The sequence below is a fragment of the Streptomyces tirandamycinicus genome (assembly GCF_003097515.1).
GTDB classification, from domain to species: domain Bacteria; phylum Actinomycetota; class Actinomycetes; order Streptomycetales; family Streptomycetaceae; genus Streptomyces; species Streptomyces tirandamycinicus.
The window spans coordinates 3,607,796-3,630,620 of sequence record NZ_CP029188.1; the positions used below are offsets into that span (position 1 = coordinate 3,607,796).

14 protein-coding genes and 2 pseudogenes are annotated in these 22,825 nt (G+C 70.7%); 11 read left to right on the top strand and 5 right to left on the bottom strand.

Annotated features, from left to right (window positions below):
• The first annotated feature begins 427 nt into the window (after window positions 1–427).
• The 4 genes and pseudogenes from DDW44_RS15925 to DDW44_RS33360 all read left to right on the top strand — a co-directional run bounded on the left by DDW44_RS15925 (window position 428) and on the right by DDW44_RS33360 (window position 9,592).
• Window positions 428–7,567, top strand: coding sequence for a polymorphic toxin-type HINT domain-containing protein (locus DDW44_RS15925; protein ID WP_244224048.1), 7,140 nt, complete (start codon window positions 428–430; stop codon window positions 7,565–7,567).
• 49 nt (window positions 7,568–7,616) lie between these two features.
• On the top strand, window positions 7,617–8,228 hold the full coding sequence (locus DDW44_RS15930; RefSeq protein WP_108906859.1) for a DUF6928 family protein: 612 nt from the start codon (window positions 7,617–7,619) through the stop codon (window positions 8,226–8,228).
• Window positions 8,229–8,553: 325 nt separating this feature from the next.
• Window positions 8,554–8,613: pseudogene (locus DDW44_RS32805) on the top strand (hypothetical protein); the annotation flags it as partial.
• Window positions 8,614–8,659: 46 nt separating this feature from the next.
• A complete protein-coding gene (locus tag DDW44_RS33360; protein ID WP_341867072.1) occupies window positions 8,660–9,592 on the top strand; it encodes an ISAs1 family transposase in 933 nt (310 codons plus the stop codon).
• A 397-nt stretch (window positions 9,593–9,989) separates the two neighbouring features.
• Here DDW44_RS33360 and DDW44_RS32810 read toward each other — a convergent pair.
• Both DDW44_RS32810 and DDW44_RS15950 read right to left on the bottom strand, forming a co-directional pair.
• A pseudogene (locus tag DDW44_RS32810) lies at window positions 9,990–10,127 on the bottom strand (site-specific integrase); the annotation flags it as partial.
• A 114-nt stretch (window positions 10,128–10,241) separates the two neighbouring features.
• Window positions 10,242–11,024, bottom strand: coding sequence for an SLATT domain-containing protein (locus tag DDW44_RS15950; protein WP_108906860.1), 783 nt, complete (start codon window positions 11,022–11,024; stop codon window positions 10,242–10,244).
• A 435-nt stretch (window positions 11,025–11,459) separates the two neighbouring features.
• Between DDW44_RS15950 and DDW44_RS15955 the strand changes: the two genes are divergently transcribed.
• The 7 genes from DDW44_RS15955 (at window position 11,460) to DDW44_RS15985 (ending at window position 18,665) form a co-directional block, all read left to right on the top strand.
• Window positions 11,460–11,801, top strand: a complete 342-nt coding sequence (locus DDW44_RS15955) for a YbaB/EbfC family nucleoid-associated protein (RefSeq protein ID WP_078509268.1) — start codon at window positions 11,460–11,462, stop codon at window positions 11,799–11,801.
• 83 nt (window positions 11,802–11,884) lie between these two features.
• On the top strand, window positions 11,885–12,484 hold the full coding sequence (recR, locus tag DDW44_RS15960; protein ID WP_026281973.1) for a recombination mediator RecR: 600 nt from the start codon (window positions 11,885–11,887) through the stop codon (window positions 12,482–12,484).
• Window positions 12,477–13,145 carry a DUF5063 domain-containing protein gene (locus tag DDW44_RS15965; protein WP_017947841.1) on the top strand — a complete coding sequence of 223 codons (669 nt, stop codon included), beginning with the start codon at window positions 12,477–12,479 and terminating at the stop codon, window positions 13,143–13,145. The genes recR and DDW44_RS15965 overlap by 8 nt, the downstream gene beginning before the upstream one ends.
• Before the next feature lie 415 nt (window positions 13,146–13,560).
• Window positions 13,561–14,841 (top strand): aspartate kinase, encoded by a 1,281-nt coding sequence (locus DDW44_RS15970; RefSeq protein WP_017947840.1) that lies wholly within the window; start codon window positions 13,561–13,563, stop codon window positions 14,839–14,841.
• A 28-nt stretch (window positions 14,842–14,869) separates the two neighbouring features.
• Window positions 14,870–15,919: an aspartate-semialdehyde dehydrogenase gene (locus DDW44_RS15975; RefSeq protein WP_108906861.1), complete on the top strand. Its 1,050-nt coding sequence runs from the start codon at window positions 14,870–14,872 to the stop codon at window positions 15,917–15,919.
• A 287-nt stretch (window positions 15,920–16,206) separates the two neighbouring features.
• Window positions 16,207–16,965, top strand: a complete 759-nt coding sequence (locus tag DDW44_RS15980; RefSeq protein WP_199787452.1) for a SigE family RNA polymerase sigma factor — start codon at window positions 16,207–16,209, stop codon at window positions 16,963–16,965.
• The gene (locus DDW44_RS15985) at window positions 16,962–18,665 is read left to right on the top strand and encodes a hypothetical protein (RefSeq protein WP_108906862.1); all 1,704 of its coding nucleotides are present in this window, start codon (window positions 16,962–16,964) and stop codon (window positions 18,663–18,665) included. Before DDW44_RS15980 ends, DDW44_RS15985 begins: the two co-directional genes overlap by 4 nt.
• Before the next feature lie 402 nt (window positions 18,666–19,067).
• On the opposite strand, the gene DDW44_RS15990 is transcribed toward DDW44_RS15985, so the two are convergent.
• The 3 genes from DDW44_RS15990 to DDW44_RS16000 form a co-directional block, all read right to left on the bottom strand.
• Complete coding sequence (locus DDW44_RS15990) at window positions 19,068–19,817, bottom strand: SURF1 family protein (RefSeq protein ID WP_108906863.1); 750 nt, start codon at window positions 19,815–19,817, stop codon at window positions 19,068–19,070.
• Window positions 19,818–19,979: 162 nt separating this feature from the next.
• Window positions 19,980–21,842: a S9 family peptidase gene (locus DDW44_RS15995; RefSeq protein WP_108906864.1), complete on the bottom strand. Its 1,863-nt coding sequence runs from the start codon at window positions 21,840–21,842 to the stop codon at window positions 19,980–19,982.
• 447 nt (window positions 21,843–22,289) lie between these two features.
• Window positions 22,290–22,796, bottom strand: coding sequence for a polysaccharide biosynthesis/export family protein (locus DDW44_RS16000; protein WP_108906865.1), 507 nt, complete (start codon window positions 22,794–22,796; stop codon window positions 22,290–22,292).
• Window positions 22,797–22,825: the final 29 nt, after the last annotated feature.

Consider the following 22,825-nt stretch of genomic DNA (forward strand, 5'->3'; position numbering starts at 1 on the left):
CGGTGCCCGGTCCGGCGGAACCGCAGGCCTGCCGAGCGCGTCCATTCGGTGAACGGTGGCCTGTGAGCAGGTGCCTCGCCCGATCCGGCCACCCTGGAAAGAGGGCATCCCAGGACATTGCCCACAGCCCTCGGGTGCTCTCTGGAATACTTTCGCCGATATATCCCGAATGGCGTCCCGCTGCCGGGTCCCAGCGATTCGACGGCTGATGTGCCGTCAATTCACTTCAGTCGGCAATCCATCCTTTCGTGATCGTGATTGACGTCACACGCGCCCGGCGGTTATGGATTTTGCGTGCAGTCCGCCTGCACAATCGCCGGGCTATTTGTCGATTCCCTGTGCCCGTGCTGTCCGGCGGCGCGCAGTGGAAGTGGGGGGTTCCATGTCCTCGTCCGATTCGGGACGTACGTTTCGCCTGCCCGGAAGAGTGAGCCGGTCTCGTGCGCGTGTTTCGCCTTTCACGCGCAGGCGTTCGGAACGCCGCCGCACCTCCGCCCCCCGCGGCACCGGAATCGCACTCTCGGCCGTCCTCGTCGCGACGCTGCTCCCGGCCCAGGCCTGGGCCATCCCGCCCGGCGACCCGCGCAACGGCCCCAACCTGGTCGCGGTCCAGCAGGACACCCCCGCGGACCCGGACGCGGTGAGGATCGACGAGAACGCGGCCTGGTCCGGCGACCCCGTGGAGCCCCCGGCCGAGTACAACCCCACCGACGTCGCGCCCCCGGCCGGCGGAAACGCCGCCGTTCCCCTCGACGGCGCGGACGGCGAACTCGTCCAGGCCGGTACGCTGCCCGTCCGCATCGGCCAGGCGTCCCCGACCGAGACCGAGCCCGACCCGCCCGCCCCCAGTGGCACCTGGGACGTCGAGATCGAACCCCGCACCACCACCGAAGCGGCCGACGTCGACGGCGCGATCATCACCGTCACGCCGCCCGGCACCGGCTCCACACCCGTCGACGTGGAGCTGGACTACGGCGCCTTCGAGGACCTGTACGGCACCGAGTGGTCCTCCCGCCTCCGGCTCACCCAGCTTCCCGAGTGCTTCCTCACCACCCCCGAGTTGGAGGAGTGCACCACCGCGGTCGTCGTCCCGAGCGAGAACGACCCCTCCACCGAGACCGTCCGCGCCACCGTCGATCCCGCCGCGAGCCAGGCACAGGGTTTGTCCACCCAGGCCGGCGGCGGTCCCGTCGTCCTCGCGGCCACCGACTCCGCCTCGGGCGCCGGTGGCACGTACAAGGCGACCCCGCTGTCCGCGACCGGCACCTGGTCCGCGGGGGGCAGCGGCGGCGGGTTCTCCTGGACGTACCCGCTCACCGTCCCGTCGCCGCCGGCCGGCCCCGCGCCCAAGGTGGCGTTCACGTACTCCTCCCAGTCGGTCGACGGCCGCACCTCGGTCGCCAACGGCCAGGCATCCTGGATCGGTGACGGCTGGGACTACCACCCCGGCTTCGTCGAGCGCCGCTACCGCTCGTGCTCCGACGACCGCAAGAACAGCCCGAACAACGACAACAGCGCCAACAAGAAGAAGTCAGACCTGTGCTGGGCGAGCGAGAACCTCGTGCTGTCGCTCGGCGGTTCGTCGACCGAGCTGGTCCACGACGATGCCAGTGGCGCATGGGTCGCCGCCGACGACGACGGCGCCAGGGTCGAGTACAAGGCCAAGGACGGCAGCGCGAAGGCGTCCCAGACCGGCGAGTACGACGGTGAGCACTGGGTCGTCACGACCCGCGACGGCACCCGCTACTGGTTCGGCCGCAACGCACTGCCGGGGCGGGCCACGGCCACCAACTCGGCCTTCACCGTGCCGGTCTTCGGCAACCACGACGGCGAACCGTGCCACGCCACCGCGTACGCCGAATCCTCCTGCACCCAGGCCTGGCGCTGGAACCTCGACTACGTCGAGGACGTCCACGGCAACGCGATGATCATCGACTGGAAGCAGGAGACCAACCGCTACGCCAAGAACGAGAAGTTCAAGCAGCCGGTCCCCTACGTCCGCGGCGGCCACCCGACCCAGATCCTCTACGGACTGCGCTCCGACAACCTGACCGGCACCCCCGCCGGCAAGGTCGTCTTCACCGTCGACGAGCGCTGCATCAGGGAAGGCTCCACGGACTGCTCGGACACCGAGTTCGAGTCCAGGAACTACGAGGACAAGCAGCCCTGGTGGGACACCCCCTCCACGCTGCACTGCAAGGTCGGCGCCGCCAACTGCTACGTCACCGCCCCCACCTTCTGGAGCCGGATGCGGCTCACGGCGGTGACCGCCTACGGCCAGCGCACTCCCGGCACGACGTCGATGTCCCTGGTCGACCGCTGGAACCTGCACCAGTCGTTCCCCAGGCAGCGTACCGACACCCACCCGCCGCTCTGGCTGGAGTCGATCACCCGCACCGGCTACGGCACCGCCCGGGACGAGGCCGGCAACCAGCTGAGCAGCTCGCTCCCGCCGGTCTCGTTCCTGGCGAACGTCGTCGACATGCCCAACCGCGTCGCGAGGGGAACCACCGACCAGACCCCGGACTTCGACCGGCTGCGGGTGGAGACCATCCGCACGGAGACCGGCGCAGAGGTATACGTCGACTACTCCGCCCCGTGCCCCGTCGGCACGACCCACCCCGCACCCTCCGGCAACACCTCCCGTTGCTTCCCGGTCCACTGGTCGCCCGACCCGGACCTGGAGACACCGCCGCTGGAGTGGTTCAACAAGTACGTCGTCGACAGCGTCACCGAGAAGGACCGGGTCGCCCGGCAGCCCGCCGTCGTCACCACCTACACCTACGAGGGTGGCGCCGCCTGGGCCAAGGGCACCGACGAGTTCACCAAGCCGGAGCTGCGCACGTACGACCAGTGGCGCGGCTACGCCGCCGTGGTCGTGAAGAAGGGCGTCACCGCCAACGCGGGCAAGTCCGACGCGACCGAGCAGTCCCAGACCCGTACTCGCTACTTCCGCGGCATGTCCGGCGACGCGGGCCGCCCCGCGGTCACCGTGAAGGACTCCACGGGCACCGAGACCCTGGGCGAGGACCTGCTCGCCCACCAGGGCCGGGTCGCGGAGACCATCACCTACACCAAGGCGGGCGGCAGCGTCGTCGCGCGCGAACTGACCTGGCCGTACAGCAGGAAGACCGCGTCCCGGGCACGGCCGGGCCTGCCGGCGCTGGAGGCGTACCGCACGGGCACGACCCGGACGGACTCGATCCAGACGGTCAGCGGTGGTGCCACGCGGACGGTACGGGCGACGATGACCTACGAGTCCACCCACGACCTCCCGGTCACCACGCACACCCGCAGCCTCACCCCCAACGGCTCGGGCGGCTGGACAACGGGCGACCAGACATGCGCGACGACCTCGTACGTCCACAACATCGGCAAGCACCTGATCGGCCTGCCCGAGCGGTCCCGCACAACGGTGGGCGACTGCGCCGCGGCGGCGTCCGCGACCGGCGACCAGGTCGTCTCCGACGTCCGGACCGCGTACGACGCGCTGGGCGCCTTCGGCATCAACCCGGTCAAGGGCCTGCCGTTCCAGGCCGACACGGTCGGAGCGGCCGGGACCGGCTGGATCACCTCCCAGCGGACGGCGTACGACGCGCTGGGCCGCGTCACCGAGGTCACCGATGCCGCCGGCCACTCCACCACCACCGCCTACAGCCCGGTCACCGGCCCCGCCTTCGAGGTCACCGTCACCAACGCACTCGGACACGCCTCCACCTCGGTCTCAGACCCGGCCCGCGGCAACGTGCTGTCCGTCACCGACCCCAACGGTCGCAAGACCAGCAGCAGTTACGACGACCTCGGGCGAGTCACCGGCGTCTGGTCCCCGTCACGGACCCAGGGCACGGACAGCGCGTCGGCACTCTTCACCTACCAGATCGCGGACAACAAGCCGCCTGCCGTCACCACGCGCACCCTGCGCGACAACGGCACCTACGAGGACACGGTCGCGATCTACGACGGTCTGCTGCGCCCGCGCCAGACGCAGACGGAGGCGCTCGGCGGCGGCCGGATCGTCACCGACAGCCTGTACAACGCGGGCGGCACGGTCCGGCAGACCAACAACGGCTACCTCGCCGCGGGCGAACCGGAGCCGCTGCTCTTCTTCCCGGAAACCGTGTTCGAGGTACCGAACTCCACGGAGACGGCGTACGACGGCCTCGACCGGGCGATCCGCACGACGACGCTCCACGAGGACGTGCCGCAGCACTCGGCCACGGTCCAGTACTCCGGTGACTGGACGCTGACCCGCACGGGCATGTCGGCCGACGGCACGACGCCGCTGTCGGGCAGCCGCGCGGCGAAGACCTGGACGGACGCGCTGGGCCGGACCTCCCTGATCCAGCACTTCACCGCGGCCGACCTCACGACCGACACCGACACCTCGTACGTGTACGACCCGCGCGGCAAGCTCGCCCAGGTCACGGACGCCGAGGGCAACGACTGGACGTACACCTACGACGCGCGCGGCCGGCTGACGGCGTCGACGGACCCGGACACGGGATCGGCGACGTTCGGCTACAACGCCCTGGACCAGCGGATCTGGTCGAAGGACGGCCAGGGCCGCGAACAGCACACGCTCTACGACGCCCTCGGCCGGCAGACCGAGCTCCGCGACGATTCACCGACCGGATCCCTCGTGGCCAAGTGGACGTTCGACTCGCTGCCCGGAGCCAAGGGCCACCCGGTCGCCTCCACCCGCTACCACAACGGTGCCGCGTTCACGAGCGAGGTGACCGGCTACGACAGCGAGTACCGGCCGACGGGCTCGAAGACCACGATCCCATCGACGTCGGTGACGACGGGCCTGGCGGGCACCTACGCCTACAGCCACTCCTACACCGAGACGGGCAGCCTCCAGTCGGTCCAGCTGCCGGCGACGCCCGGTGGACTGGCGGCGGAGAAGGTGATCACCCGCTACAACGGCGAGGGCGCACCGGTCACCACGTCGGGGCTCGCCTGGTACACGGCCGACACCCGCTACAGCCCCTACGGAGAGGTGCTGCGCACGGTCTCCGGCGAGGCGCCGCGGCGTGTGTGGACGACCCACATCTACAACGCCAACACCGGCCGCATCCACCAGTCGGTCACGGACCGCGAGACGCTCAACCCGTCCCGGATCTCGGCACTGACGTACGGTTACGACACCGTCGGCAACATCACCTCGATCACCGACACCCAGTCGTCGTCACGCGTGGACCGCCAGTGCTTCGCCTACGACCCGATGGGCCGGCTGGTCCACGCCTGGACTGGTACCACGGGCTGCCCCACCGCGTCGGGCGCCCAGGGCTCGGGCCCTGACCGCGCCGAGGTGTCCCCGGGCATCGACGGCGGCGGCTACTGGCAGTCGTACGCGTTCGACGCGATCGGCAACCGCACGCGGATGACCGTCCACGACCTCGCCGACCCGGGCCTGGACGACGTCCACACCTACACCCACGGCACCACCATCGGCGGCTCCCAGCCCGCACCCACGGTCCAGCCCCACACCCTCACCAAGGTCGAGTCGACCGTGCGCGAGCCCGGCTCGACGGTGAACTCGCAGCAGACCTACGCCTACGACAGCTTCGGCAACACCACCCAGCGGGTGATCGGCGGTAACACCCAGGCCCTGACGTGGGACCGCCGCAACAAGCTCACGTCGGTCGACACGGACAACAACGGCACGCCCAACGTCACCTATCTGTACGACGCGTCGGGCAACCGCCTGATCGAGGACGACGGCACCACCCGGACCCTCTACCTCGGCGAAGCCGAGATCACCGTCAACACCTCCGGCCAGGCCATGGACGCCCGCCGCTACTACAGCCACCCCGGTGCCCCGACCACGGTCCGCACCACGGGCGGCAAGACCACGGGCCACAAGCTGACCGTCCTGCTCACCGACCACCACAACACGGCCACGAACTCCGTCGACCAGACCGCCGGCCAGGGAATCCTGCGCCGTACGTACGACCCGTACGGCAACCCCCGCGGCACCGAGCCCGCCGACTGGCCCGACCGCCGTACCTACCTGGGCGTCGGCATCGACGACCCCGCCACGGGCCTGACGCACATCGGCGCCCGCGAGTACGACTCCACCATCGGCCGCTTCATCAGCGCCGACCCGCTCATCGACATCACCGACCCGATGCAGATGAACGGGTACACCTACGCCAACGGCAGCCCGGTCACGGGTTCCGATCCGAGCGGCCTCTACTGCGACAGCTGCAACTGGGACACACCTCAGGGGAATCTCAACGGTAAGAGCAAGCCTGAAGGCGCCCACCCCGTCAACACCAGCAAGATCAGCAAAGGCGGGGGCAGTAGGCCGAAAGGCAACGGCAGCCAAGCCGGGGCCCCCAAGGGCCGCGGCGGCAGTGGGGTCTCCACGGGCACCGGCAGAGGCCCGGTGTGCTCGGTCAAGGAAGGCAACTGCTTCCGCGACGCGATGTCCGACGCCTCCCCACCTTCCGGCCCGTTCCTCGCAGTCGTGACCGAATTGGTTGTGGGCGGGCTCTGCGTCGGTGGCGCCGTGGCAGCCGGAGTCGCTACTGGCGGGGCAGCGCTCGCAGCTGCCGTAGGCTGCGGCGCCCTAGCGGGTGCGGCCGGTGCGTCGGTGACGAACCTCATGTCCCCCGACGCCGACCACAGCGCAACCGGAAAGCTTGCTGATCAGGCTGAGGGGGCTGCGTGGGGAGCGACAGGTGGCCTGCTCGGGTGGGGCATTGGCACTTTGGCCGCCCACCGGGCAACAACAGCAGCAGCGAAGGTGCTCGGCAAGTGCTCCCGCCACAGCTTCCTCCCCGGCACGAGAGTCAAGCTGGCGGACGGATCCATCAAGGACATCGAGGATGTGACGACTGAGGACAAGGTCCTCGCAACCGATCCTGAAACTGGTGAAACTGCCAACAAGTCCGTCGCAGCCGTCATCACCACCGAAGACGACAAGGAGTTCATCACCCTCACCGTCTCGACGGATGACGGTCCCGAAGCCAATACTGCTGAGATCACGGCAACGGACAGCCATCCCTTCTGGGTTCCCGGTCTGCGAAAGTGGGTCGACGCGGGCGACCTCAAACCTGGCAACCTCCTGCGTACCAGCGCAGGAACCTACGCCCAGGTAACCAACGTCGACCACTACACCAAGCGCCAGCGGACACACGACCTCACCGTCGCCGACATCCACACGTACTATGTGCTGGCTGGCAAGACTCCGGTGCTGGTACATAACGCCGGTGAATGTCCTGTCACTGGATTGCCGCACGGCGCCCTTGGTGAAAGTGCCACTCTTCAGAGGCTTCAAAATGAGGGGTACACGAACATCACAAGAGAAGTCAGATTCAAGAACAGTCAAGGGGATGTATTCCGTGCCGACTTCGTTGCGCAGAACCCCGCAGGGAACTGGGTGGCGGTTGAGGTGAAGACCGGTAGAGGCGCATCTCTGACCGACAATCAAGCGCTGGGATACGCTGAGCTTGGTCATGGCGGTGCGGTGCTGAATACGAGCCGGGTGCCGGGCCTGAAGAAGGGCTCAACGGTCACGATGAAGGTAGAAGTGGACCTGTGGCGCTGTCCTGACTGCTAGAGGGTGTGTCACTTCGAGAGCGTGGCCGGAATTTCTAGGGAGGCATTCGATGGGATCAAAGGCCGCGGTGGTGGTTTTTGTCGAAGCGGAACCCAAAAGGGTTTTCCGTGACTCCGTCGTGATCGATCGCGCCAAGTCGCAACGTCTCGCGGAGATGGTCCTCGGAGCCACTTCGAATGAGGCAGGCCTTCTCGCGCTTGACCGGGCTGTTTGGCCTGATAGCGGGATTGTGTGTGCCGCGAGCCTGCCTGAGTATGAGGTTGTCTGTTCTCGCGAACTCGCGCGGCGTCGGCCCAGCGAGTTGACTGAGTGGATCTCCCAAGTGGCGAGCGGCAGAGATGCCTACGCTGTTTTCATGCACAGTGCTGAGGACTGGGGGGCTTTCGCGATCTGGTCGGATGGTCGTCTAGTCAGGTCTCTGTGTGTGAGCCCGGATTCAGGGGTCATCGAGGATGTAGGCGAACGCCTCCCGTTCGAAGTTCCCTTCTGGGAAGGTGAGCATTCGGTTCGAAGTGAAGTGGGCTATAGCTTGCCCTTCCATCCGATCGATTTCGGAAATGAGGCGCTGAGGGAATTCTTCGGATTCATTCTTGAAGGTCGCGAGGATGAATCCTGTGTCGACCCTGAAGAGGTCGAGATTCCAGCGTTTCGGGCTGTATAGACGCAATCTCGCGCCCCGATTCGCCCCCTTGCTGGGCGTGAAGGTGCTTGACGCTGAGGCAGGGCTTCGGCGTAGTCGTGTGACGCCCGGTTCGTGGTGGTCCTTCAGGTGAGTGGCGGGGCCGGAACGTGACAGGCGCGGCTTCCAAGATCATGGAGTTCTCTACGCCCCGTGATCCGAGTGGAAGACCGTGCCTGCCGACGCATCATCGCTGATCCCGCCCGCCCTTGACCAACTGCGCGAGAATCCGCAGTTCGGGCCCGCAGAGATCCCCGGCGTGCTGGAACGGCTGGCCGAGGTGCCGGACCCGCGTGATCCGCGCGGGGTGCGCCACCGCCTGTCCGTCGTACTCGCGCTGACCGCGTGCGCGGTGCTGGCCGGAGCGACGTCGCTGCTGGCGGTCGGCGAGTGGACCGCCGATGCCCCCGCACATGTGCTGGAACGGGGCGGTGCTTGCTCCCAGGCGGGCCCTGCCCGCCGAGACCACGGTCCGCAGGCTGCTGGCCCGCATCGATGGCGATGGGTTGGACAGATCGGTCGGGAGCTGGCTCGCGGACCGTCGGCCGAAGACGACCGGGTCCGCCGGACTGCGCGGTCTGGCCGTGGACGGCAAGAGTCTGCGCGGCGCGGCCAGGGCGAACGACCGGAAGATCCATCTGCTCGCTGCGCTGGAGCACACCACCGGCCTCGTCCTTGCCCAGTTGGACGTCGGCGAGAAGACCAACGAGATCACGTGCTTCCAGCTACTGCTGGACACCGTCGCCGACCTGGCCGGCACTGAGGTCACCAGCGACGCGATGCACACCCAGCGCGAACACGCCCAGTACCTCCTCGGCCGCGCGGCACACTACATCGTGATCGCCAAGGGCAATCAGAAGAAGCTCCACCGGCAGTTGCAGTCCCTTCCCTGGAAGGACATCCCGCTCCATGGCCGCACCAAGGGTGTCGGCCACGGCCGCTCAGAGCTCCGCCGGATCAAGGTCGCCACCGTGAACAACCTGTACTTCCCGGAGCCCGACAAGCCGTCCAGATCACACGCCGCCGCACCGACCGCAAGACCCGCAAGAGCACTGTCAAGACGGTCTACGCCGTCACCAGCCTCACCGCCGAGCAGGCCACCCCGCCCCAGCTCGCCCGGCTCGTCCGCGACCACTGGACGATCGAGGCCCTGCACCACGTCCGGGACACCACCTTCGCCGAAGACGCCTTCCAAGTACGGACCGGCAGCGCACCCCGCGCGATGGCCACCTGGCGCAACCTCGCCATCGGCGCGCCCTCCGGACAGCCGGAACGAGGAACATCGCAGTCAGTCTCCAGCACAACGCCCGCGACCCCGACCCCTTGCCGTCCGCGGCCTCGGGTGATCACAAACCGGACGTTACGCGACTACGCCGAGCCCTGGACGAGGTTGAAAGGGTGGGGTGACAGCAAGCGTTGGTGGTGCTACATCCTCGTCATGAGGTACGCGGATGGCGTCGGTCTGACCGCTGCGGGGCGGCCGAAGCGTGAGGCGGTGCGTTTCGAGCCGCGGAGATGTGCGGGCAGGGGATGCGGCCGCCGGAGGTGGCCCGCAGGTTACAGGTGTCGCGGAAGTCGGCGTACGCATGGCGCGACGGCGGCAGGCCCGCCCTGGACTCCCAGGGGGCCCGGCGGCTTCCCGTGTCAGCTCAGCGATGCCAGGCAGAACGGTTGCAAGCCGAGCTTGATGCCGGCCCTGCGGCGCAGCGCTGGTCCTCCGTCCAGCCATGCGCGGCCGGGCTGTAGGTGGGTGAGGCCGCCGGTTCGGGTGCGCGGGAGCGAGTGGCGGATGGTGGCGGTGCCTGCGCTGAGGTCGACGAGGTCCTCCCGCCGGAGGCCGAGGAGGTCACCCTTCCGGAGTCCAGTACGCAGGGCGAGCTCGCTCGCCCGTCTCCCCATCGACCCGCTTGTCGTTCACCCGCGGTGCCTCATTGACCGCAATACGCGCGGCGGCGGGCCCACCGCCCGCTCGCGGTTCCGGCTGTTCTGGACCGGCTACCGCGCCTCCGGCGGCCGCTGCCTCGGCATGTTCGGCCGGGCGGGCGGGGGCAGGGGGAACCGGCCCCACGACGGATGCGCCTGGTCCGGGCGCGACGGCACCGGCGCCGACTGCATCAGCAGCGGCGCCGGACCGGCGCGGAACTCGAGCATCCAGTCGGCCGTCTCGGTGCGGACCAGTTCCGTCAGGTCCTCCGAGAAGCGGCGCAGCACGGTGAGGCACCGCTCCGCCGCCTCGCTCGCCGTGCCCTCCGTGGGGCCGAGAACCTCGCGGACGCTCTCGGAGGCCCAGTCGAACTGCAGGCTCTGGAGCCGCCGGTGGACGGCCTGGGCCGCGGCCACGTCCCTCGTCCAGCCCGAGGTCAGGCCGAAGTACCGGTCGCAGGCCACGCAGGCGGCGGCGAGCAGCAACGACTGGTACCCCCAGCCCGCCGCGCCGGCCAGCAGCCCCGTCAGGTCCAGCAGGGGCAGCGCCGCGCCCGCGATCACCCCCAGGACCGTGCCGGCGCGCAGCGCACGGGCGCCACGGCGCTTGCGCACGCGGTCGTCCAGATACCACTCCGCGGTCCGCAGCGCGTCGGCCTCCACCCAGCGGTACAGCTCGTCGAGGCGCTCCGCCGGCTCGCCCCAGTCACCGAGCGGGAACGGCCGGCCGGCCAGATCCGGGCCTCGGTCACGGCGCGGGCCGGTTCCGGGCCCCGGGACGCCGCCGGTCTCCGGGACCCCGGTCCCGTCCTCCTCCCGGGCCGATCCCCCAGGCTGCATCTCCGGCTGGCTCACCGGTGCACTCCTCTGCGCTCTGCGTGACTGCGGTGCGTGACTACGGCTGCGTGTGTGGCTGCGGCTCTGTGTAACTGCGGTGCGTGACTGCGGCGGTGCGTGACTACGGCGGTGCGTGACTACGGCTGGGCGTGGCAGCGGGCGGTGACCACGCGCCGTGCGCGGTCATGGACACAGTCCCGCTAACCCTGCGTGACAATCCCGGTACGCGAGGGTCCTGGTGCGCAGGGTCTTCCTACCGCCGAACGGTGGGCCGGCGGAGCGGAATCCCGGTAATTCCGCCCGCATGAGCGTCCTGATCCGGTAGGGGAGAGGTGCGCCTCTCGAACCGGAAGTCACTCGAAAGAGTTGGTGCCCACTGGCCGGGGCATGCCGTCCCCCGACCGCGTAGGCTCGGTTTACCGAACAATCGACGTCGAAATGCCAGGAGTGACCGTGATTCCCGGTGGTGGCCAGCCCAACATGCAGCAGTTGCTTCAGCAGGCCCAGAAGATGCAGCAGGACCTCGCCCGTGCGCAGGAGGAGCTGGCGGCGACCGAGGTCGAAGGCCAGGCGGGCGGCGGTCTCGTGAAGGCGACCGTCACCGGCTCGGGCGAGCTGCGCGGCCTCGTCATCGACCCCAAGGCCGTCGACCCGGACGACACCGAGACCCTCGCCGATCTCGTCGTCGCCGCCGTCCAGGCCGCGAACGAGAACGCACAGCAGCTGCAGCAGCAGAAGCTCGGCCCGCTCGCCCAGGGACTCGGCGGCGGCCAGATCCCAGGACTCCCCTTCTGACGCCCTGTCCGCGCCGGTCTTGACCCTGGTCGGACCGGACCAACTACCGTAACCATCGAAGCAATTCCCAGAGAGGCGTTCCGTTGTACGAAGGCGTGGTTCAGGACCTCATCGACGAACTGGGCAGGCTGCCCGGCGTCGGTCCCAAGAGCGCGCAGCGGATCGCCTTCCACATCCTCCAGGCCGAGCCGGCCGACGTCCGGCGCCTCGCGCACGCGCTGCTCGAGGTCAAGGACAAGGTCCGGTTCTGCGCGGTGTGCGGGAACGTCGCGCAGCAGGAGCAGTGCGCCGTCTGCCGGGACGCGCGCCGCGACCCCGCGGTCATCTGCGTGGTCGAGGAGCCCAAGGACGTCGTCGCGATCGAGCGGACCAGGGAGTTCCGCGGTCGCTACCACGTGCTGGGCGGGGCGATCAGCCCGATCGAGGGCGTCGGCCCGGACGACCTGCGTATCCGCGAGCTCCTCGCGAGGCTCGCGGACGGCGCGGTCACCGAGCTGATCCTGGCGACCGACCCCAACCTCGAGGGTGAGGCGACCGCCACGTACCTGGCGCGCATGGTCAAGCCCATGGGGCTGAAGGTGACGCGTCTCGCCAGCGGGCTTCCCGTTGGCGGTGATCTGGAATACGCCGACGAGGTCACGCTCGGGCGTGCCTTCGAGGGGAGACGACTTCTCGATGTCTGACGCTACGCTCCACTCCGCCACGCAGGACCCGGACGACTTCGCGGTCCAGATCGCCGACTCGATCGAGAGCTTCATCGTCGCCACCACCGAGGTGGCGCGGGGCGACGAGCCGGACAGCGCCGTGCCCTTCCTGCTGCTGGAGGTCTCCCAGCTGCTGCTCGCGGGCGGCCGGCTGGGCGCCCACGAGGACATCGTCCCCGAGGAGCGCTACGAGACGGACACCGGACCGGACCTGGACGTCGACGACCTGCGCGAGCGGTTCGCCCGGCTGCTCGACCCGGTCGACGTCTTCTCCGAGGTCTTCGACCCGTACGAGCCGCGCAAGGCCCCGGTGCCGTTCCGGATCTCCGACAACCTCGCGGACATCGTCACCGACCTGCGCCACGGCCTGGCCCACTACCGCGCGGGCCGCACGACCGAGGCGCTGTGGTGGTGGCAGTTCTCGTACTTCTCCAACTGGGGCCCGACCGCCTCCGCGACGCTGCGCGCCCTCCAGTCGCTGGTCTCCCATGTGCGCCTCGACCAGCCCCTGCAGGAGCTGGACGGGCTGGACACCGACGAGGACCTCCCCGAGGACGACCTCGCCGAGGAGGCGGGGCGCGTGATGGCGGAGGAGATCGCGGCGCCGCTCGGGCTGCGGAGGGCTCCCGCGCCGCGGTGACCGCGCGCCGCCGGCAGGTGCGTCGGAACGTCCCGAGGACGGGGCGGTGAGGGGCATCGGAACGCCCCGGGGACGGGGCGGTGAACTGCGCCGGGGATGCCGGGCGGGACGAACGCGGACGCGTCTCGGGATGCCGTGCGGGGACGAACGCGGCCCCGCCCCGGCACGCCGGGCGGGGACTGCGGGGGCGCGTCGCGAGCCCCGGCCGGGCGGCCGCCAGGTGTGACGCCGCCCACAGAACCGCGTACCCCGTGTCCCCTTGGGCAGGTGCATCCCCGGGCAGCCCGGCCTTGCCGATGATCACGGAGTGAGCGGGACATCTCACGATGTGGTATGGCGGTGGCGATTCCGGGCTGCTCGCTAAACTGACGCAGACCGCAGTGCTGACTGCGGCACAGACGAGCGAGGAGCGCACGTGGGCCTTGTCGTGCAGAAGTACGGAGGCTCCTCCGTTGCCGATGCCGAGGGCATCAAGCGGGTCGCCAAGCGGATCGTCGATGCCAAGAAGAACGGCCACCAGGTGGTCGTCGTGGTCTCGGCGATGGGTGACACGACGGACGAGTTGATCGATCTCGCAGAGCAGGTGTCCCCGATCCCTGCCGGGCGTGAGTTCGACATGCTGCTGACCGCCGGCGAGCGGATCTCCATGGCCCTGCTGGCGATGGCGATCAAGAACCTGGGTCACGAGGCCCAGTCGTTCACCGGCAGCCAGGCAGGTGTGATCACCGACTCGGTCCACAACAAAGCGCGCATCATCGATGTCACGCCGGGCCGGATCCGGACCGCGCTGGACGAGGGCAACATCGCCATCGTCGCGGGCTTCCAGGGCGTCTCGGCGGACAGCAAGGACATCACCACACTGGGCCGCGGCGGGTCCGACACCACCGCCGTCGCGCTGGCCGCGGCGCTGGACGCCGAGGTCTGCGAGATCTACACGGACGTCGACGGCGTCTTCACCGCCGACCCACGGGTGGTGAAGAAGGCCCGCAAGATCGACTGGATCTCGTTCGAGGACATGCTGGAGCTCGCCAGCTCCGGTTCCAAGGTGCTTCTCCACCGCTGCGTGGAGTACGCACGCCGCTACAACATCCCGATCCATGTCCGCTCGTCCTTCTCGGGACTGCGGGGCACCTGGGTCAGCAACGAACCGCACGCCGAGCAAGGAGCCCGCAAGGTGGAGCAGGCCATCATCTCCGGAGTCGCCCACGACACCTCGGAGGCGAAGATCACCGTGGTCGGCGTCCCGGACAAGCCGGGCGAGGCGGCCGCCATCTTCCGCACCATCGCGGACAACGAGATCAACCTCGACATGGTGGTGCAGAACGTCTCCGCCGCGTCCACGGGCCTCACCGACATCTCCTTCACCCTCCCGAAGACCGAGGGCCGAAAGGCGATCGACGCGCTCGAGAAGACCAAGAGCGTCATCGGCTTCGAGTCGCTGCGCTACGACGACCAGATCGCCAAGATCTCGCTCGTCGGCGCCGGCATGAAGACCAACCCGGGCGTCACCGCCTCCTTCTTCGAGGCGCTGTCCGACGCCGGTGTGAACATCGAGCTGATCTCCACCTCCGAGATCCGGATCTCGGTCGTCACCCGCGCCGACGACGTCAAGGAGGCCGTCCGGGCCGTCCACACCGCCTTCGGCCTCGACAGCGACTCCGCCGAGGCCGTCGTCTACGGAGGCACCGGCCGGTGACAGCCCGGCGCGCGACGGCGGTCGTGCGATGAGCCGCAAGCCGACGCTCGCGGTCGTGGGTGCGACCGGAGCCGTCGGCGCGGTGATGCTCCAGATCCTGTCCCAGCGCGCGGACGTATGGGGCGAGATACGCCTGGTCGCCTCACCGCGTTCAGCCGGCCGCAAGCTGGCCGTCCGCGGCGAGGAGACCGAGGTCGTCGCCCTCTCCGAGGCGGCCCTGACGGGGGTGGACGTCGCGCTGTTCCTGGTGCCGGCCCCGGTCGCGGCCGAGTGGGCGCCGGTCGCCGTGTCCAAGGGAGCGGTGGTCGTGGACAACTCGGCCGCCTTCCGGCTGGATCCCGGCGTTCCGCTCGTCGTCCCCGAGATCAACCCGCATGCCGTGCGGCTCCGGCCGCGCGGCATCGTCGCGAGCCCGGGCTGCACCACCCTGGCGATGATCGTCACGGTGGGCGCGCTGCACGCCGAGTTCTGCGTGGACGAACTCGTCGTCTCCGCCCTCCAGGCGGTCAGCGGTGCCGGGCAGTGCGGGGTCGAGGCGCTCCGCACCCAGCTCGCGCTGGTCGCGGACACGGAACTGGGCACCGGCCCGGGCGACGTGCGCCGGGCAATCGGCGACGGACTCGGCCCGTTCCCCGCGCCCACGGCGCTGAACGTGGTCCCCTGGTCCGGGGAGCTCGCGGAGGACGGCTGGTCCTCCGAGGAACTCGCGATCCGGGCCGAGACCCGCAAACTCCTGGACCTCCCCGAACTCCGGGTCTCCGCCACCTGTGTGCGTGTGCCGGTCCTCACATCCCACTCGGTCTCGGTGCACGCGCGCTTCGAGCACGAGGTCACCGTCGAGCGGGCCCACGACATCCTCGCCACGTCGCCGGGCGTGGTGCTCTTCGACGACCCCGAGGCCGGCGAATTCCCCACCCCCGCCGATGTGGTGGGCACCGATCCGACCTGGGTCGGTCGCGTCCGGCGGGCCATGGACGACCCGAGAGCCCTGGACCTGTTCGTGTGCGGGGACAACCTCCGCAAGGGTGCGGCCCTGAACACCGCTCAGCTCGCAGAGGCGATCGCCCGCGAATTCTGAGTCGTATGTCGGTGCACCTTTGTAGGATCTGTGCACTCCCTGTGATCAAACAACCAGGACGTGCCACTTGAACTGGGGTGATGGCATGTTCGACGATGCATTCACGCCACTGTGCAACCGGTTGCCGTGCGGGGAGCGTCTATGCGGTCGCCCCTTCGTGGTGCCGCGACAAGCCAGGACGAACGGGGCATAGGGGGAGATCAGAGGCGCATGAGGGCATACGGTGCATCGCCGCGAGCAATGGTGTGCGCGTACAACCCTGACGGGGGTCGGCGCGTCCAACAGTCGTGGCACAGGTACTCGACATCACCGCGGTGGCCCCGGCCCGCGGCAGGGCGTTCGTCCCGGCCCGGCCCCCGGGTCCGCCCACGGTCCGGGGCGCCGACCGGGCTCCGGCCCGCGGCACCGTGGTGCTCCCGCTCCGGGCGCCCCGCCCCTCTCGTGTTCCGGGCAGGGCCTCCGGCGGCGGGATGCCGGTGATCGCTCCCATGCCGGCCGCCCACCCCGCCCCCCTGCCGTCGCAGCGTGAGAGCGCCGAGGACGCGGTGCCGGCGGGCACCACCGTCGACCACCTCACCGAGACCTACCGCGCGCACTACCGGTCGCTGCTCGGTCTCGCGGCCCTGCTGCTGGACGACACCGCCTCCTGTGAGGACGTCGTCCAGGAGGCGTTCATCCGCGTCCACTCGGCGCGCCGCCGCGTCCGTGACAAGGAGAAGACCCTCGCCTACCTGCGGCAGACGGTCGTCAACCTGTCGCGGTCCGCGCTGCGCCGGCGGATCCTCGGACTGAAGCTGCTGTCGAAGCCGATGCCGGACATGGCGAGCGCGGAGGAGGGCGCGTACGACCAGCTGGAGCGGGACGCTCTCATCAAGGCGATGAAGGGCCTCCAGCGCCGCCAGCGCGAGGTGCTGGTGCTCCGCTACTTCGCCGACATGACGGAGGCCCAGGTCGCCCAGACGCTCGGCATATCGCTGGGCTCGGTGAAGGCGTACGGCTCACGCGGCATCGCGGCCCTGCGCGTCGCCATGGAGGCCACGGCATGACCGGGCACGAGCACGGGCCCGAGCACGGGCGCGACGAACTCCCGCGCGAGGATCTTCCGCGCGGGGATGTCTCGCGCGAGGTGCCGGCCCGGACCGGTCCCGCGGCGGAGGGCCGCAGAGAGGACCGCGCCGGGACGGACCGGCCGCGGAAGGGCGGCGTGCAGCAGGACCCGTCCGGCTGCACGCCGGACGGGGAGCACACCACGGGGCTTTACGGGCCGGACGGGCCGTTGAACGACCGGACTGGGAAAGAGACTGTGAACGACGGGCCGCGGAACGGAATGGACGACCAGGGGTTCAGGGGCGACTCACCCCGGGACGGCGTGCCCTCCGTCCCGCCCACTCCCCCCGGCGACCTGCCGGGCCGGGACCGGCTGCTCCGCGACCTGCTGGGCGGGCCGGCCCAGGACGGCTCGGTCCAAGACGGCCCGGCTCCGGACGGGCGCGAGCACGGTGACCGGGGCGGCCCGGAAGGCGAGGACCGGAGCCGGCACGCCGGGAAGGGTGCCGGGAAGGGCCGGGAAGGCCACGCCGGGAACGGCTGGGAAGGCCATGGCGCTGCGGACGGTTCCGGTCACCGGACGGCCACCGGCGCTCCGGGATCCACGGCTCCCGGTTCCACGGCTCCCGCGGCCGTGCCCGGCGTGCCGGCCCCGGACGGCCTCGGCCACGTACCGGGCCCGGACGGCCTCGGCCACGCCGAACTCGGTCACGACGGCCTCGCCCACGACGAACTCGCACTGCGACGGCTGCTCCATGACACCGTCGGCGATCTCGAACCCACCGACGGCGCGCTGGAGCAGCTGCGCCGGGCCGTTCCCGCTCGGCGTGCCCGCAAGCGCCAGGCACTGGTGGGCATGGCGGCGTCGGTGATCCTGCTCGGCACCGCCGTCCCCGCCTTCGTCCATGTGGCGGGCTCGGGCGGCCTGGCCGACAACCCGGTTAACGCCGGGCACGGTGAGCAGGCCCAGGGCGGCACCGGCGAGGAGGAGCTCCTGGACGGCGGGCAGGCGTCGAACGGCGATCCCGCCGGGCGTCAGCCGAGCCTCCCGGGCGCGCCTCGTGCCACGCAGCAGTCGTCCAGCCCCGGCTCCGCCGCGACCGCGGGCGAACCGGGCGGCACGGGGACCGCGCCGTCCGACGGCGGCGTCGCCTCGACACCGGCCTGTGAAGCCGGGCAGCTCGGTGTGGACGCGGCACAGGCCGGCGCCCCCGACGCCGACGGCACGGTGTACGGCACGTTCCGCATCTCCAACGTCTCCGCGAGCGAGTGCTCGATCGGTGCGGCGGGCGCGGTGACCTTCCGCACGGCCGGTGCCGCGGACGCCACGAAGATCAGTGTGGTGACGCACACCACCGGGGACGCGGCGAGCGGCCTTCCCGACCCGTCCGAGGAAGTCGGTGCGCTGGTGCTCAAGCCGGAGACCTCGTACGAGGTGAAGTTCGCCTTCGTCCCCTCCGACACCTGCCCCACCAACGGCGCCTCGCCCGACCCCACGCCCACGGACGGCGCTTCGGGCACCACCGACGGCGCGGGAGCGGCTTCGGACAGCGAGCCCCAGCTCTACGACGGAACCATGGCCGACGGCAGCGTCTCGGTGGTCCACACCCCCGACCAAGGCGCACCGAACGCGGAGGCCACGATCCCCAACGCCTGCGCCGGCACCATCTACCGCACCGGTCTCCTCAACCCGTCCTGACCGCCGCCGCGGCCCCGGCGTGGTCCGCGACCGCACCCGCCGGGTTCCGGGCGGGCCCGTCCGGCCGTGGCGTACCCCAGGGCGCCAGCGGCCGTCACCCTCCGCGCGAGCCCGGCCTACCGGCCGGGTGAACCGCACGGGAGCCGGGAGGCCTCCGGACCGCGCGGCCTCCTCCTCCGAGGGCCGGATCGATCCCACCGGCTCGTGCGGTCACACCGCACCGGGCGGCGGCGGCCGTACCACGGCAGCCGGTGCCGCCGGTGGGCGCCCGGTCCGCGGCGGCCGGGCCACATCAGCCCGTGCCGCCGATCCGTTGCCGCTCCGTGGCGGCGGCCACCCGTGAGCGTTCCGCCGGATCACACGGCCGCCAGCGGTCGTACCTGGGCAGCCCGTGCCGCCGGATCACACCGGGTCGAGCCCGAGCGCCTGGTCCTTCGCCGTCTCCGCCTCGCGGCGTACGAAGCGGAACCACATGAACAGCACGAAGCCCGCGAAGGCGAACCACTCCAGCGTGTAGCCGAGGTTCTGGAACGCCTTGAGGTCGAGCCCGCTCCCCTGCGGCGCGGCTGCGGGCACCGGGCGCATCCCCTCGGGCGCCGTGGTCAGCGTGATCCACGCGTCGTACACGTCGTCCGGTACGAGGTTCACCAGCGAGGCGGCGCTGATCATGCCCAGCTGACCGCTCGGGAGCCCGCCCGCCGTGTGCACCCCGTCGCTGCTCTGGGTCTCCGAGGCCTGCAGCGCCCCGGTGACCGTCACCTCGCCGGACGGAGCGGGCGGTGCCGTCGCCCCGGCGGGGAGCCAGCCCCGCACCACCGGCAGGGCCCTGCCGGTGTCGGTGTGGAGCAGGGTCAGGACGTACGAACCGCGTCGGCCGTCCAGCTCCCGGCCCGGCACGGTGAACTGCTCGCCGTACCGGCCGGCGGCCGTGGCGAGCCGTCCCGAGGTGCTCTTGTCCACCGGCAGCAGCTCGGCGAGTGGCGCCGCGGCCCGCGCGCCCGGGTCCGGACGCTGCTCGGCGGCCCGGTGGGTGTCGACGCGGTCCTCGAACCGGCCGAGCTGCCAGGCCCCCATGAAGACGCAGAAGGGGATCGCCAGCGCGACGAAGAGATTGATTCCCCACCAGCGGGGCGTCAGCAGGAACCGGTACACGCCCCCACGGTACGGAACGCCCCGCTTTCCCCCTCTCCCGGGTCCCCGATCCGACACCGCGCCCACCGCTTCCCGGCCGCTGCCCGCGGTCAGCCACCGGGCCCCGCTGTCGTCCGGCTCCCGGTGCCGTCCGGGGCCCGTGATACACGGGCCCCGCAGTCGCTACCCCAGGTGTCTCTCCACGAACGCCAGCTCCAGCCGTACCTGCTTGATCCGCTCCTCCACCACCAGCGAGCCGTGGCCCGCGTCGTACCGGTACACCTCGTGAACCGCGCCGCGGGCCGCGAGACGGTCCACGTAGTTCTCCACCTGCCGGATCGGGCAGCGCGGGTCGTTGACCCCGGCCGAGATGTAGACCGGAGCCCTGACCTCGTCCACGTAGGTCAGCGGGGACGAGGCCCGGTAACGCTCCGGGACCTCCTCCGGTGTGCCGCCCAGCAGCGTGCGGTCCAACGCCTTCAGGGCCTCCATCTCGTCGTGGTACGCCGTGACGTAGTCCGCGACGGGCACCGCCGCCAGGCCGAGAGCCCAGGCATCGGGCTGGGTGCCGAGTCCGAGCAGCGTGAGATAGCCGCCCCACGAGCCGCCCGACAGCACCAGCTTCGCCGGGTCGGCCAGGCCGGAGGCCACGGCCCACTCGCGGACCGCCGCGATGTCCTCCAGCTCGATCAGCCCGACACGGTGCTTCAGGGCGTCCGTCCACGCCCTCCCGTAACCGGTCGAGCCGCGGTAGTTGACCCGGACCACCGCATAGCCGTGGTCAACCCAGGCCGCCGGCGCGGCCGCGAACGCGTCGCTGTCGTGCCAGGTCGGACCGCCGTGGATGTCGAAGACGGTCGGGAACGGTCCCACTCCCCGGGGCCGCTGCACCAGCGCGTGCACGGGACCTCCGGGGCCCTCCACCCACACGTCCTCCACGCCGACCGAGCCGGGCGCCTTCATGCCCGGCGCATCCAGCACCTCCCGGCCCGCCGTGGAGCGGACCTTCGGCGGCTGCGCGGCGGACGACCACAGGTACTCCACCGTCCCGTCCGGCCTGGCGGTCGCCCCCGAGACCGTTCCCGCCGGGGTCTCCACCCGGGTCAGCTCGCGCGTGGCCGGGTCGAACCGCCACAGCTCGCTGCGCGCCTCGAAGCTGTGCGCGACGAGCAGCGCGGAGCCGTCCGGGTACCACTCCGCGCTCACGTCGCCCGGCAGATCGAGCGCCAGGTCGGTCTCCTCGCCCGACGCCACATCCCACAGCATGGGCTCCCAGCGCCCCCGCCGCTGGTGACCGACCAGCAGCCGGGTGTCGCCGGGGACCGGGGCGAAACCGAGGACCTCCAGCCCCAGCTCCTCCGTGCCTCCCTTGGTGTCGTCCAGCTCGCCCACCGGCGCCCCGTCCAGCCGGAGGATCCGCAGCGCCGAGTGCATCGCGTCGCCGTGCTCGGTGTGCTCCAGCGCGAGCAGTGTCCCGTCGTGGGAGAGGTCGCCGACGCCCGCCGACTCCCGGTGCCGGTAGATCTCCACCGGCGCAGCGCCGGGCCGCACCACATGGATCGTCGTCCCGTCCTCGTCGGTGGAGCGGCCGACCACGGCCGTGCCGTCCCGGCCGAGGGCGAGGCCCGCGCCGTACGAGGGCTCGAGGCCCGGCGTGGCCGGTTCGTCCGGCCCACCGCCGAAGGGCTGCCGCATCCAGACGCCGAACTCGTCACCGTCCGTGTCCGAGAACCACCAGATCCACGCGCCGTCGGGAGTGAGTATCCCGTCCGTCGTCCCGTTCGGCCGGTCGGTCACCTGGCGCTGCTCGCCGGTGGCGCGGTCCCACGCGTACAGCTCGTACGTCCCTGTGGCGTTCGAGACGAAAAGGGCGCGGTCCGGGGCGTCCTCCGCCCAGTCGGGCAGCGAGACCCGGGGCGCGCGGAACCGCTGCTCCCAGGCCGGCATGTCCGCGGATCCGCCCGCACGGTCGGCGGAGGGGTCCGCGGAACCCGCTGTGGGCGCGTCGGACGCCGTGGCTTCGGTGATCTCAGTCATGACCACCATTCTGCGCCGCGGCACCCACAATCCGTTCGCCCCCTCCGCAGCCTGTGGATAACCTCCGCGACACGTACCCACCACCCCCTCCGCGACACGTACCCACCACCCCTCCGGACCGGCGCCGGACCGACCGCGCCCGGTGGGACGTATGCCTCCTCGTCCCACGCGGGGGTGTGCGGTTCCGGACCGGCGTGCCCTGCTGCCTCCGCTCCTCGGCGGGCCGGCGAGTCCCGGCCGAGGCGGGCCGCCGGGACGCGACGCGGACAGGGCGGGAACTCCGGGCAGCCGCCGGCCGTGGAAAAGGCGCGGACGACCGGTCGGGTGCCGGGGGAACGGCGGCCCACCGCTGGGGACGTGCGATCACGCACCGCGGCCTGACGTCGAGCCCGGGAGAGCAGAGCGAGGAAACGCGGGGCGGGCGCTCCCGTATGCGCCGGCCTCGGGGAGGGAGGCTCAGAAGAGCTCCACGCGGGTCACGTTGACCAACGGCTGCGTGAAGATCTGGGCATCCAGCAACCCCTGCTCGATCTGGTGCTCTGCCTCAAAGAAGCGGTTGTCGCGAACGAGGACCCCGCCCAGGAAGGGCATGTTGATGCTGCCCGAGGCGTCCACCGGGAACGAGCCGGAACTCGCGTCGATGGTGCCGTCGGGGTTGAGCATACGCACGAAGAGCTTGTCCCCCGGTTGGATGGTGTTCTCCAGGTCCACGCGGTCGCCCCGAATCCCGAGATTGACGGTGACCGTGGTGAGGATGCCGTCCGTCATGAACCGGTTCTCGATCTCGGCCCGCAGGTCCGGCGTCAACGGCTTGCCCTCGGCGAGGATCATGTTCAGCGAGGGAATCCGCAGCAGGCGGCTGGCATCGACCGCGTAGTCGTGCGAGAAGTCCGTCACCACCCCCGCCGCGTCCCGTACCTCGACTTGGACGATCTCCCCCAGTTCCAGTGCTGTGGCCGACATGGTCGCTCCTTTCCCGGCGCGTCCGGCCG